Source organism: Brevibacterium renqingii, from assembly GCF_017808105.1.
GTDB classification, from domain to species: domain Bacteria; phylum Actinomycetota; class Actinomycetes; order Actinomycetales; family Brevibacteriaceae; genus Brevibacterium; species Brevibacterium renqingii.
This window is the reverse complement of the sequence record NZ_JADBHF010000001.1, coordinates 174,948-188,709: the sequence shown is the minus strand read 5'-3', so window position 1 is coordinate 188,709 and position 13,762 is coordinate 174,948. Positions and strand designations below refer to the sequence as shown.

Annotated in this window: 9 protein-coding genes; 4 read left to right on the top strand and 5 right to left on the bottom strand. The window is 66.6% G+C overall.

What is annotated here, in order from left to right; translation table 11 throughout:
• The first annotated feature begins 171 nt into the window (after positions 1–171).
• Positions 172–1,224 (top strand): siderophore-interacting protein, encoded by a 1,053-nt coding sequence (locus tag IHE57_RS00805; protein ID WP_209370135.1) that lies wholly within the window; start codon positions 172–174, stop codon positions 1,222–1,224.
• 137 nt (positions 1,225–1,361) lie between these two features.
• Here IHE57_RS00805 and IHE57_RS00800 read toward each other — a convergent pair whose 3' ends face one another.
• From IHE57_RS00800 to IHE57_RS00785, 4 genes are all read right to left on the bottom strand, one after another.
• Positions 1,362–3,182 carry an HNH endonuclease signature motif containing protein gene (locus IHE57_RS00800; protein WP_209370134.1) on the bottom strand — a complete coding sequence of 607 codons (1,821 nt, stop codon included), beginning with the start codon at positions 3,180–3,182 and terminating at the stop codon, positions 1,362–1,364.
• A 621-nt stretch (positions 3,183–3,803) separates the two neighbouring features.
• Positions 3,804–5,165: an FAD-binding oxidoreductase gene (locus IHE57_RS00795; protein WP_209370557.1), complete on the bottom strand. Its 1,362-nt coding sequence runs from the start codon at positions 5,163–5,165 to the stop codon at positions 3,804–3,806.
• 211 nt (positions 5,166–5,376) lie between these two features.
• Positions 5,377–6,744 carry an MFS transporter gene (locus IHE57_RS00790; protein ID WP_209370133.1) on the bottom strand — a complete coding sequence of 456 codons (1,368 nt, stop codon included), beginning with the start codon at positions 6,742–6,744 and terminating at the stop codon, positions 5,377–5,379.
• Between the two features lie 210 nt (positions 6,745–6,954).
• Entirely contained in the window at positions 6,955–8,136 is a 1,182-nt protein-coding gene (locus tag IHE57_RS00785; RefSeq protein ID WP_209370131.1) for an RsbRD N-terminal domain-containing protein, read from the bottom strand.
• A gap of 192 nt (positions 8,137–8,328) precedes the next feature.
• Between IHE57_RS00785 and IHE57_RS00780 the strand changes: the two genes are divergently transcribed.
• The 3 genes from IHE57_RS00780 to IHE57_RS00770 all read left to right on the top strand — a co-directional run bounded on the left by IHE57_RS00780 (position 8,329) and on the right by IHE57_RS00770 (position 12,798).
• Complete coding sequence (locus tag IHE57_RS00780; RefSeq protein WP_209324393.1) at positions 8,329–9,660, top strand: MFS transporter; 1,332 nt, start codon at positions 8,329–8,331, stop codon at positions 9,658–9,660.
• Positions 9,661–9,733: 73 nt separating this feature from the next.
• Positions 9,734–11,416 carry a thiamine pyrophosphate-dependent enzyme gene (locus IHE57_RS00775; RefSeq protein WP_209370128.1) on the top strand — a complete coding sequence of 561 codons (1,683 nt, stop codon included), beginning with the start codon at positions 9,734–9,736 and terminating at the stop codon, positions 11,414–11,416.
• Between the two features lie 122 nt (positions 11,417–11,538).
• Positions 11,539–12,798, top strand: coding sequence for a M20 family metallo-hydrolase (locus tag IHE57_RS00770; protein WP_209370126.1), 1,260 nt, complete (start codon positions 11,539–11,541; stop codon positions 12,796–12,798).
• A 21-nt stretch (positions 12,799–12,819) separates the two neighbouring features.
• Here IHE57_RS00770 and IHE57_RS00765 read toward each other — a convergent pair whose 3' ends face one another.
• A complete protein-coding gene (locus tag IHE57_RS00765) occupies positions 12,820–13,428 on the bottom strand; it encodes a hypothetical protein (protein ID WP_209370124.1) in 609 nt (202 codons plus the stop codon).
• Positions 13,429–13,762: the final 334 nt, after the last annotated feature.

Below are 13,762 nucleotides of genomic sequence, written 5' to 3'. Positions count from 1 at the left end.
ACGTTAGCATTATTTGGAAAGGCTTGCCTTACTTAGCGTAGGGTGGTGCCTGGACATGTACACGTCCGCAACCGCTGCACCCATGAACACGATGCGTCCCTCAGCTGCGGGACGCCCCGAGAACCACGAGCCGATTATGGCTCTCGGATCTGGGGAGATGAAGGAGAATCTGTGTCACGAGCCCCCATCGGCGCCTTCGAAGCCACGGTCCTCGCCGTCGAAGACCTCAGTCCCTCCTTCCGCCGCGTCACCTTCGGCGGTGCCGGACTGCAGGGCTTCGGCCCCAATGCTCATCCGCGTGACCTGCGCATCAAGCTCATCATCCCGCCAGGGGGCGCCGCCGCGCCTCAGTTCGACATGCTCGGCTTCCTCGCCGAGCAGGAGGAGGCAGGCGTCTCCTGGTATCAGGCGTGGCTCCAGGTCGACCCCGAGATCCGTGGAGCGATGCGCACCTACACGGTGCGGGAATGGCGCGATGAGGATCGGGAGCTCGTCGTCGACATGATCCTGCATTCCGACGAGGACGGGCATTCGGGTCCCGCGGCGCAGTGGGCAGAATCCGCTCAGCTCGGCCACTCCCTTCACCTCATCGGCCCCAGTCGTGATGCGGAAGCTCCGCCCGCGGGCATCGAGTTCGCCCCGGGGGAGGCTGATCAGATCCTGCTGGCCGGTGACGAGACCGCCGTTCCGGCCATCGCTTCGATCCTCGATTCACTCAAGGACGCGTCCGTTCAGGGCAAGGCGGTCCTCGAGGTTCCGAGCGCGGAGGACATCATCGACATCGACGCTCCGGCCGGTTTCGAGGTCCAGTGGCTTCCACGAGGCGCAGCCGATTTCGGTGAGCTCCTCGAGCCGGCCGTCAGAGAGGCCGTGCGCGCCGAAACCAGTGCTTACGCCGAGACCCGAGCGTACGCCGAGGTGGGTGCGAGCTCGCCTGGCTCGTCCGGCCCGGCCGAGGCCCCCGGTTCTTCCCGCTCCGATCGGGAGCTCGATGACGTCGACATCGACAAAGAGATCCTCTGGGACGTGCCGGCGGCACTGACTCAGGCCGCTCAGGGCAGTTCGAGTGAGACGGAGAAGGAAGCCCGTCCCTTCTACGCCTGGATCGCCGGTGAAGCGGGTCCCGTCAAGCGCCTGCGCCGCTACCTGGTGCAGGAAGTCGGTGTCGACCGCAAGCAGATCGCGTTCATGGGGTACTGGCGACAGGGCAAGGCCGAGGGCTGAGCAGTCGGGCCGAAGGTCGATTGGGCCGAAGGTCGGTTGGGCCGAGGGCCGAGCAGGCCGAGGGTCGATCCGACGCGCCGAGGGTCGATCCGACGGGCCGACGCCTGAGCAGTCGACACCGACCATGCGGGCGCCGGCTAATCGTCGAAGAGCGATTCGATGATGTCCTGTGCAATGAAGCGCGAGTGCATGATCGGCCTTCTGGCCGGATCGCGGCTGGCCGGTGGAATCCAGGCCGGGCGTCCATCGGCCATCATCCGGACCTCCCAATCGGAACGGTCCATGAGATGGTGATGCGCCGAGCAGGCCAAACAGAGGTTGTTGATCTCAGTCTTCCCGCCCTCGCTGTGCGGGATGACATGGTTGGCATCGCACCATCCTGGCGGCGCATCACATCCGGGGAAGGTGCATCCTTGGTCTCTTGCTGTGATGATGGCGATCTGGTTCTTGTTGGCGAACCGGTTCTCCGTCCGCACTTCCACCGTTCGGGCCTTTTCGTCCATGAGGTGGTAGAAGACGGTGCCGTTGAGCCCGCGCGCAGTCAATTCGTCGATCGGGATGCGATCTCCCGATCCTGTTGTGCCTTCACCGAGCTTCTTGGCGAGATCTTCGGCCCTTGCGGTCACCACGAGCGCGTAGGGCGAGCCCTTCGCGGCCTCTTTCATGCTGATCCTTGAGATCAGAGTCGCGAATCGCTCATAGATCCAGTTGCGTGCGCTGGGCTGCTCGCTGATGAGATCGACGGTGGAGCCATCGTCACGAACTCCGTGGCCTGCTGGCACCGCATGCTTCGCAGATCCGCCTTCGCGCCCGGTTGCGTCGACGACCACCCACGGTGGGGCGTCCTGCTGGTCGCCGGTCAGCACGGCATCGAATACCCCGAGAGCGTCCGCGCCGTCGGGAGGGGACGCGACGCCCGCTGTGGAGTCGCTGGCTTCGGTCGAGGACTGCTGTGATTGCTGATCGGCCGATTCGATCCGTGAGGTCAGGAGTCCGTGGAGTTCTGCGCCGGCCGTCGGATCGAGCAGCCCTTCGACTCTCCAATCTCCGTTTCTCTTAGGGCGAGCGTTGATGAAGTAGGACGAGCGGTCGCTCGGATCTTTGGGCTCCGCCCCATCGGGATCGATATGAGCGAGCATCCTGCGGAAGATCTCCCGCAGATCGGCAACGGAAACGGTCTTGGCGTATTCGACGAGTTCTTCCTCTGCCCGCGCACTGATAGCCGGATCAATCCAGCTCGGCAGCTTCTGCATGCATTCTTCGATCACGGCGACCTGTCCGGCAGAGAGCGTTCCGTCGTGGAGCTTGTCTGCCATGACCGGACGCAGGGGCGGCAGCGCCTGCCCCTCCATGCTCACACGCCCGCCGAGGCTCTTCGCCATCCGTGCGCGTCGCCGCGCCTCGGGGCCGGTGAGGCCGAGACGGTCCTGAATCAGCGATTCAGTGTCCTTGGCTCCGCTGTCGGTCGGTGTGCCGATCCGCTCATAGACGGACAGCGCCAGCGTGGACAGCGCTTCGGTCACGCGCGAGAGCGCTTCGGCTCCGTCCAGAAGGTGCATCGCCTCGTCGGGCCCCATCGGTCGCTCGAAGGCGCGCAGCTCATCGTCGAGGCTCAAGAGAGAAGTCAGGCTGCGGGTCACTTCGGGCGCGAACTTCGCAAGATCGCTCCAGGCTTCGTCACTCAGCAGAGGATGCGGGGAAGCGGTGGAAGGCGCGGCACCAGCAGGTTCGTCCGAAACTTCGGAAAACGGCTCCGAGGGCTCAGAAGCCACAACCTGTTCTTCCCCCGCAGCTCGCTCTTCGGACGATTCGATCAGACTGTCGTCGGCAACAGTTCCACTGTCGGAATCGTTGACCTCGTCGACTTCATAGATTTCATCGGTCTCACCGACTTCATCGGTCGGCACCGGATCAAGGGAGTCGAAGACCTCGGCGAGCGCATGACCATTGAGGTCCAATCCCGATTGCCTGAGTTGGTCACTGAGAGTGGTGGGTCGCGGCTCCGAATTCGGGAAGCCCTCCCATTGCTGGCCGTTCGTCCTGCCGTGGACCGATCGGGGACCAACGCCGGCGCCATTGGGGCGCGCACCGGAAGCGCCCTGACGGGCACTCCTCCGCGACCTACGTCGCTTCCGATCCGGTGTGAATGTCATCGCCCCGCGTTCCCTTCGTCAATGAAGGAGCTTTTACTCAGTGTACACATGAATCAAAACTAGCGCAATGTCTGTTCGATTCTTATTCAATTCTAAGAGCATGTCTCATACGAATTCAGTGGGCCTCTTGTCTGTATTCAGTCAACCAGTCGGCACTGACACGAGAACGCGACCAGCTCGGTCCCGCGCTCGGATCGGCGGCCGCGTCACTCGGATCGACGGCGACGGCCCCACCCGGATCAGCGGCAACGCAGGTTCTAATCAGCAACGCAGGTCCTAATCGGCGGCGCAGGCCCGACATGCGCCTGCGCCCGCTGGTGCAGGAAAGCGCAATCAGCCGCAGGCAGACCGCGTTCAGGAAATCAGCCGCCGGCAGCTCGTATTCGGCGGAGCAGCGACGACAGCGCAGAACTGAGGTCTGAGCGCTCAGACGTCCGCGAGCATCTTGCCGGGATTGAGGATGCCCAGGGGGTCGAGAGCATTCTTCACGGCCGACTGAATCCTCCGGGAGCCCTCGTCCAGCTCGTTCGGCAGCCAGGCGCGCTTGAGGTAGCCGACCCCGTGCTCTCCGGTGATCGTCCCGCCGAGCTCGATGCCGATGCGCATGATCTCTTCGAAGACCTCCTGCGCCGTCGCCGTCGCGGTCTCATCCTCGGCGTCGAAGAACACCGAGGGGTGCATGTTCCCGTCGCCGGCATGCGCCACCAGCGCAATCTCCAGTCCGGAGGATTCCCGCAGCGCACCCAGCCGGTCGCAGAATTCGGGCACGGCCGTGCGCGGCAGGCACACATCGTCGAGCAGCTGCCCTCCCCCATGGGCCGTCGCGAACTTCTCGTAGGCCGGCTGGATCATTCGCCGTGCGGTGATGAGTGCCGCGGAGTCGGTCGGATCGTCGGAGTACGCGACGTCGAGGGCACCGCAGCGCTCGGCCACCTCGGCGAAGGTCCCCATCGCGGCCTCCGATTCGGCGGGAGTGTGATCGACCTGCATGATGAGCATCGCTCCGGCCTCGGCGTCGAGGCCGAAGTCGCCGAAGTCGTTGAGCATGCGCAGGCTCGAGCCGTCGAGGAATTCGAGCAGGCTCGGCACACCTCCGCCGGCCATGAAGTCCGCAACGGTCTGCAGACCGCTGCGTTCGTCGGGGAAGGTCGCGATCGCGGTGAAGGGATCGGGCAGGGCGGGGATGAGGCGCAGCGTCGCTTCGACGACGATGCCGAGGGTGCCTTCGGAGCCGATGAAGAGGTGTCGCATATCGAGGCCGGCCACACCCTTCGCGGTCTCCGGACCGAGCGTGGTCATCGTCCCATCGGCGAGAACCACCGTCAGCGACCGAACATAGTCCCTGGTCACACCGTATTTGACGCAGCACAGTCCGCCCGCGTTGGTGGCGATGTTCCCGCCGATCGATGACAGCGCCACCGAACCCGGGTCCGGTGGGTATGAGAGTCCGTACGGCGCCAGGTGATTCTTGAGGTCCTGGTTGATGATGCCGGGTTGGACTGTGACGAGGCGCTCGGCCTCGTTGACCCTCACCACCTCGGTCATCTTCGACACGTTGAGCAGGATCGCCCCAGGTGAGGCGTTCGCCCCGCCCGAGATCCCCGACCGCGCCCCCTGCGGGACGACGGGCACCCGATGTTCGGTGGCGAAGCGCATGACCTCCTGGACGTCCTTCGCCGAGGTCGCCCTGACCAGGGCGATCGCGCCCTCACGTGGGCAGAAGAGGGCTTCGTCGCTCGAATGGGCATCGATGACGTCGGGATCCGTCGTCAGCGCACCCGGACTCAGCCGCGAGCCGAGGTCGTCGAGCGCCGCCGGGTCGAGGACGGGGAAGACCCGCGCACCGGTGGGGCGCGCACTGGAGGACGACTCCGGCGCGGAGGATGCCGACGAGGAAGATCCTGCCGGATCGAGACCGGTTGGTTCCGTTGCGGCGGACGGCGTGTTCGACAATGCTGCTCCTCGGATCGACGACGACGCAGGTGGGACCGGCACGGGGTCACTGTTTCAGCGTCGGCTCCAGGTTATCGGGGGCCGGTGCGGCCCTGAGGACGAGGGTCACGATGCCGGCGGCCACCATGGCCGCACCGACGACCCACATGCCCGCGTTCTGGGTCCCCGTGAGGTCGGCGAGCCAGCCCGTGATGTAGGGGGCGAAGAACCCGGCCGAGTTGCCCAGGGAGTTGATGAGGGCGAGGCCCGCAGCGGCTCCGGCGCCTGCGAGAAAGGTCTGAGGCAGCGGCCAGAAAGTCGGCAGGGCCGCGCAGATCGCCATGCAGGTGATGGTCACCGCGATCATCGTGGTGAACGGCGAACTGAGATAGAGCGCGATCGGGATCGTCACACCTCCGATGAACAGGGGGACCGCCACATGCCAGACGCGTTCGCCTGTGCGGTCGCCGTGCCGGGACCAGAAGTACATGGCGAGCGCACCGAAGACATACGGGATTGCCGTGATGAAACCGATCTCGACGATCGAGTATTCGACGCCGAAGGTCTTCTGGAATCCGGAGATGATCGTCGGCAGGAAGAAGCTCATGGCGTAGAGGCCGTAGACCATGCCGAAGTAGACGAACGACAGAGCCCACACGCGCGGCTGCAGCAGAGAGCGTCGAACCGGGTAGTGGAAGGTCTCGGCCTTGCCCTTCTCCTCGGCGTCCATCGTGGCCTGCAGCCATTCGCGCTCCTCGGCGCTCAGCCACTTCGCGTCGCGGGGGTGGTCGGTGAGGTAGACGATGCACATGATGCCGAGCAGGATCGCGGGCACGCCTTCGATGATGAACATGAATCGCCAGCCGGCGAAGTTCTCGAAGATCGTGTTCCCGCTCGAGATCAGCCAGGACGATAAAGGTGTGCCGACGACGCTCGAGAGCGGGATCGCGAGCATGAACAGTGCGGTGGCGCGAGCGCGCATGGAGGTCGGGAACCAGTAGGTGAGGTAGAGGATGATGCCGGGGAAGAAGCCCGCCTCGGCGATGCCGAGGAGGAACCGCAGCACGTAGAGCCAGCCGTGGTTCGGCACGAAGGCCATCGCGGCCGCGACGACGCCCCAGCTGATGAGGATGCGGGCGAGCCAGATGCGTGCCCCGAACTTGTGCAGCGCGAGGTTCGAGGGCACCTCGAGGATGAGGTAGCCGAAGAAGAACACGCCGGCGGCGAACCCGAACTGGGTCGCGTTGATCGCCAGATCCTCATTCATTCCGCCGGGCCCGGCGATGCCGAGATTCGTGCGGTCGAGGTAGTTGATGAAGTACATCGCGATGATGAACGGGATGAGACGGATGAGAACCTTGCGCAGTGTCCGCTTCTCCAGCGTCGAATCGGCTGGTGTCTGTCCGCTCGTGGACGGGCTTACCTCGGACGACATGTGATCTCCTTCGATCTGGACGGGCCACGGCGGTGGCAGCCGACGCGCTACGGGAACACATTACGTCAGCGCAGGCGTGCGGCCTAGAGTTCCGCCGCAGAGTACCGAATACCGGGACGGGCCGCAGTTGTCGGAGCAGGGGCGCGACGCACGAGGCACCGAAGCACGACGCACGAGGCGCACGAGGCGCACGAGGCATCGGCGGGCCCCTCACGCCCAACCGACGACCAAGCGCGCAGCCTCGGCGGGGACCGTCGGATCCAGGCCGGTGAGGTCGGCGAACCGACGCAGACGATTCGCCACGGTGTTGCGATGGCAGAACAGCTCGGCGGCGCTCGCGCCGATGCTGCCCGAGTGCAGGTAGGCCCGCACGGCTTCCACCAGGCGTTCGCGTTCGACCCTGCCGCAGCCGGCGAGCGCGGCCTCGACATCGGCGAGGATCGGATTGCCCGCGGCATTGAGAGAGCGGGCGGCAAGCCGCGCCCATCCGCGACGCCAGGTCATCGCCGAGCTCTCATCGTCCTCGATGACCTCCGCCAGATCTCGGGCCGTCAGCGCCGAACGCCGCAGGGAGCCGACCCCGGGCGAGCACACACAGCCCACCCGCGCCTCGGCGATCCCGCGCTCGAGCGCCTCTTCACGGTGCCCCGGAGGCTCGTGGATCCGGGTGAAGGCGATGAGGACCTCGCCGAGGTGGTGCGTGAACATCGTCCCACCCGCGCGGACATGGTCGGAGATGAGCACACGCAGCGCCCGCACATCGTCTCCGGCGGCCGCGACGACCAGCAGCGGCGAGTCGACGTGGAGACCGAGACCGGAGGCGATCGTGACCAGACGCTCGTCGGTCGGGTCGGGGTCCTGGAACAGGCTGGCGATGAGGCCCGCGCGCACCGACGACTCCTCGGCGCGCATCCGCTGCAGCTCCGCAGTATAGGCCTGCTGCACCTGCGAGACGTATTCGTCGACGGTGGAGAGCACGATTCCGGTATGCCTGATGACGAGCTCCGCATCCTCCTGGTTCGCCACTCGGGTGAGCACTTCCCAGAGCACATTGAAATCGTGGCGGATCGCTGTCATGAGCGCCTCGAGCGGGATTCCTGCCCGCGCCCGGGAGACCCCGACCTCGGTCGAGACTGTCACCGGCCCGTCGAAGCCGCCAGCGCGCAGTCCGTCGATGAGAGTGGAGAAGGACTGCCGACCGGTGCGCCGCAGCTCGGAGACCGGAATCGGTGCGGGATCGTATCCCGAGACCGTGACGACACGGGTCATGAACCGGTCGGTCAGCTCATCGAGGTCGAGGGCGTCGAGGAGTTCGAGCCACCGTCGCTCGTCTCCGGGCACCGGGCGGTCCCGCAGCTGTCGTGTGCCCGCGAAACGATCCTGTTCATCCATCACATCCTCTAGATTATGTGCATTCGCACAAGAAGAGTCCGCTTTTCGGCGACAAATGCGCCTGGATCCGGCCATGTGCCACTCTGTAGGGTCGATACCTGCCGGTCGAATGCAACATCGGCCGAAGCACCATCCGCAGACGGATCCGACCTGCACGAGCAGCCCGGATCCCCGGCCTCGACGGAGAGAACCATGAGCGAGCAGAACACCACGGCATCCGCCGAGTTCAGTGCCACCACAGAGCTGAGCGTCAAGGACGCGAACAAAGTAGCCGCCGGAGCGCTGATCGGCACCGCCCTCGAGTGGTACGACTTCTTCCTGTTCAGCGCCGCGGCCGCGCTGATCTTCAACGTTCAGTACTTCACCAGCGAAAACGCCACCGCGGCGGCGCTGGCGTCCTTCGCCACCTTCGGCGTCGGGCTGGCCGCACGCCCGATCGGCGGGCTCATCTTCGGGCGCATGGGCGACAAGCTCGGGCGCCGCAAGGTCCTGCTCATCACGATCATCGGCATCGGCATCGTCACCGGCCTCATCGGTCTGCTGCCGACCTACGCAGCGATCGGCTTCGCCGCCCCCGCGCTGCTCGTGCTCCTGCGCATCCTCCAGGGCCTCTTCGTCGGCGGCGAGTGGTCGGGAGCGATGACGCTCGTCGTCGAGAACGCCCCGCTCCACCTGCGCGCCCGCTACGCGGCGATCCCGCAGATCGGCTCGCCCATCGGCACGATCCTGTCCTCCGGCGGCTTCTTCGTCATGAGCCTGGTCTTCTCACAGGACAGCTTCGACTCCTTCGGCTGGAGGATCCCGTTCCTCGCCGCCTTCCCGCTGCTCATCCTCGCCATCTACCTGCGGGCCCGCCTCGAGGAGTCCCCGGTCTTCCGACAGCTCGAGGAGTCCGGTGAGGTCGAGAAGAGCCCGATCCGCACGACCTTCACCGACTCCTGGAAGCAGATCATCATCGGCATGGCCGCAGCTCTGCTCGGCGTCGGCGGCTTCTACCTCGTCACTGCCTTCTGCGTCTGGTACGGCGTCAACATCCTCGGCTACGACGATTCGCTCCTGCTCCTGGGCAGCATGGTCGCCGCGGCCGTCGAGATCGGCGCCCTCATCTGGGGCGGCGCCCTGGGGACGAAGTACGGGGCGTCGAAGGTCATCCTCTGGGGCGGAGTCGCCTCGGCGGTGGTGGCCGTTCCGGCCTTCTTCATGTTCGAATCCGGACAGCCGGTCCTCGTCGTCATCGCCATGACCCTGGCGGTGAGCACCCTGTCCCTGCCCTACGCGGCCTCGGGCACCGTGCTCACCGGCCTGTTCCCTGCCACCACGCGTTACACGGGAGTGGGCATGGCGCAGAATGCGGCGGGTATGCTCTCGGGCTTCATTCCGCTGCTGGCCACCGGCTTCGTCGCCTCCGCCGGTGATCACTGGTGGCCGGCCGCCGCGATGCTCGTCTTCCTGTCCCTGTTCACGGCCTTCGCCGGCTACGTCGCCCCGCGCCTGAGCGTCGACCTTCCCGGCTTCAAGCACTGAGGCGATCTCGCCCGCCCGCGCACCGTTCTGCGGGCAGCTCCACACTCCCCGTTCGTCGAAAGGACACCTCGCCATGCCGCGTTCCGCCGGTCATCTCATCGTCGACACCCTGGACAGCGCAGGCATCGAACGCGTCTATGCGGTGCCCGGCGAGAGCTACCTCGACGTCCTCGACGGCCTCTACGACTCCCCCATCGAGACCGTCGTCTGCCGGCAGGAGGGCGGCGCCGGGTTCATGGCCCTGGCCGAATCCCGGCTGACCGGACGTCCGGGCATCGCCATGGTCACGCGCGGTCCGGGGGCCGCGAACGCGATGATCTCCATCCACACCGCTTGGCAGGACGCGACCGCGCTCGTCCTCTTCGTCGGCCTCGTCCCGACCGCGGACCGCGAGCGCGGATCCTTCCAGGAATTCAGCCTGCCCGAGTGGTTCTCCTCGACCGCGAAACGCGTGATCACCATCGACGACGAGCACCGTGCCGGCGAGCTCACCGCCGAAGCCCTGCGCATCGCCGCGGCCGGGAGGCCCGGGCCCGTCGTCGTCGGTTTGCCCGAGGACGTCCTCGTCCGCCTCACCGAGGCGCCCACCCCGAGGATCGCCGAGGCGGCCCCACCGATTCCTGCCTCCGCTGAGCTCGAATCGCTGACCGCCCGCATCGCCGACGCCTCACGCCCCGCGTTCGTCCTCGGCGGCGACGGCTGGCAGACCGGGTGCGGGGCGGATCTCGCTCGCTTCGCCGCCTCGGTCGGGGTCCCGGTCCTCTGCGATTGGCGCGCCTATGACGCCGTCCCCCATGGCTCGCGCGCCTGGGCCGGGTGGCTCGGCTACGGTCGGGCCGATGCCGTCGCCCGGGGATTCGCCGAGGCGGACCTGCTCGTCTTCGTCGGCTGCACCCGCTCCGATGTGGCAAGTGACGGCTACAGCATCGGCTTCGACGCCGAGACCGTGCTCGTCTCCCTCGATACCGAGGCCACCCAGCACGCCGGGCGCATCGACCAGCACATCCTCGCCTCACCGCGCACCTTCACCGAGGCGCTGACCAGTCTCAATGCCGATGTGCTGCGTGGCGGGCGCTCAGACGGATGGATGGAGGAGCGCGTTGCCGCACAGGCTCGGTTCGCCGCTCACCGCCCCGACGCCGAGGCGCAGCCGCCGGCCGAGCACACCCGAACCGGGGTCGACCTCGGTGTGGCGTTCGGGATCCTCGACGACCGCCTCGGCGGCGAGGCGATACTGACCTATGGTGCGGGAAATGCGACGATCTGGGGGCACCGTTTCATCCGCCACCAGCGGCCGACTAGCCTCGTCGGGGCCCGCAACGGAGCCATGGGACTCGCCGTTCCAGGTACGGTCGCAGCGTCCCTGACGTTCCCGGACCGGCGCGCTGTCGCGATCTGCGGCGACGGGGACTTCCTCATGAATGGGCAGGAGATCGCCACGGCCTTCGCCCATGGCGCGACCCCGCTCATCATCGTCATCGACAACGGCGTGTACGGCACGATCGTGTCCCATCAGGAGAACCACTATCCGGGCAGGCCTTCGGGCACGCGGATGGTCAATCCGGACTTCGCCTCTTGGATGAGGGCGTTCAACGGACAGGACGGGGCAGGCATGTCCGGCCACGGCGAGCGCGTCGAAGCGACCGAGGACTTCGCTCCCGCGCTCGAGCGCGCGCTGACCGCGGACGGACCTGCGCTCATCCACGTCCTCATCGATCCTGCGACCATGCCGCCGGCCGCCGACGAGACCACCTGAGGCGACGTCCCGATCCGGCCACGCGGACCGGACGGCCTGGGCCCGACGACACGGACCGGACGGCCTGGGCCAATCCCCGAACTACGCAGACGCGCATGCTCGAACCTTCGAAAGGACTCACCATGACACACTCCCTGACCAGCGCGGATCGCGAAGCCGCCTTCCTCGCCGACTGGGCCGTGCACTCGCGCTTCGGCGCGGTCGAGGGCACGAACGGAGTCGACAGGCAGGCGGCGAGCGAGGCGGATGGGCAGCAGCGGAAATGGTTCGCCGACCTGCTCGCCGAGCACGGCTTCAGCGTCCACCGGGACGCCATCGGCAATCAGTTCGGTCTCCTCGAGCTCGTGCCCGGCGCCCCCTATGTGCTCACCGGTTCGCATATGGACTCCCAGCCCACGGCAGGGCGCTTCGACGGCGCCTATGGGGTCATGGCCTCGGCTCATGCATGCTTCGCCGTCGCCGATGAGCTGCGGGCCGACCCGGAGAAGGCGCGGTTCAACCTCGCCGTGGTCAACTGGTTCAACGAGGAGGGATCACGGTTCAAGCCCTCGATGATGGGCAGCAATGTCTTCACCGGCAAGGCCGAGCTGGAAACCGCTCTGGCCACCCGAGATGCCGCCGGGATCACTGTCGCCGAGGCGCTCGACGCGATCGGCGAGCGCGGGGACTCCACGGCTCCCGAGATCGCCTCCTATGCGGAGATCCACGTCCAGCAGGGCCGCAGCATGGAAGAGGACGGAGTGAGCATCGGTCTCGTCAATGCCACCTGGGCGGCGCACAAATACGAGTTCAGGGTCACCGGCGCTCAGGCCCACAGCGGGTCGACGCTCATGGCCGATCGGCAGGACGCCCTGCTCGGTGCCGCCCGCCTCGTCGTCGCCGCCCGCGAACTGACAGACGAATTCGAGCCCGGTGCACTGCACACGGCCTGCGGCCAACTCACCGTCTACCCGAATTCGCCGGTCGTCGTCGCCAGCGAGGTCAGCCTTCTGCTCGACCTCCGGTCCCCCAGCGCCGAGGTGATCACCGCCGCCCACGATTCGCTCATGGCCACGGTCGCGCGGGTGTGCGAGGACGACCGGGTCGAGATCGAGATCGTCGCCGAGCACAGCTGGGACCAGAACCCGTACTCCGAGGACGGGGTCGAGCTGGCCCGCACGGTCGCGGACGAACTCGGGCTCACCTCGGCGCGGGTGATGACCGTGGCCGGGCACGACTCGACGAATATGAAGGACGCTGTGCCCACCGTGATGCTGTTCGTCCCCAGCGTCGACGGGATCTCACACAGTCTGGCCGAGTTCACGAAGGACGAGGACCTCGTCTCCGGACTGCGTCACCTCACCGAGGTGGTCCGACGCCTCGCCGCCGGCGCCCTGGCCTGACGCCGGGGCCGGAGCGGTCAATCACTCGATGGCGTCGACGTCCTGGTTCTCGTCGACGAGCTGCTCGGCCAGCGGCTCCCATTTCGCGTATGCATCGGGGTAGGCCGAGGCCTGCACGTCCTGCGCGGCAGCACCCGGGTCCATGCTCTTCCAGTCCTCGATCTCAGTGAGGCCGGGATTGGGGCTTTCGGGGTTGATTCCGTAGAACGACTTCGAGGAGTAGACGGGATCGGTGACCTCGTCGGCCGATCCCCAGTTCATGGAGGGCCGCTGCTGGAACGGTCCGGCGGAGTCCCTGTCCCCACCATCGAGATTCTGCAGGCTCGACTCCTGCAGCGCGGTCATCACGGCGATCGTCTGTGCGTCCTTCGACAGGTCTGCGCCCTTGCCGACGCCGATGATGGTGCGAGCATTGTCGATCTGCTCGGAGCTGAGTTCGTCCGAGTCGTCGATGCCGCCGGTCGTGCCGGCGCCCTGTGCGGGACCGGCGCCCGCAGCGTTCTCGCTCGTCTGGTCGACGGCCCCGGACATCGGTTCGGCCGCGGCCGAGGTCGCCGTTGCCAGGGAGACGCCCCCTGCGATGACGGCAGCGGACAGTGCAGTCACCGCAAGTGTGCGCACGCTCTTCATCTGTTCTCACTTTCCTCTGGGATCGGGCGAGCGGCCCGGACGGATGGGTCTGGGTTCGCAGTGCACCGTGGTCTCCTGTCTTTCGGCACAGGAGGTGCACTGGAAATCGCCCCACACCACACTGTCGGACGTAGGGGGCCGGTTCAATGCAGAGAGCCTTATAGATGGCTCCGTCTCATCGCAACGAATCGTCACGAACGTGTGTGCATGTGCTCAGAGTTCAATGAGTGCTCCACGCCGCCAAGCGGCACCCGTACACCTCCGTGACGTGGGTCTCGAACGGTCCGTCGGTTCACGCGCAGGGACGCACCAGGCGGTTTTCAGGCGTCCTCGC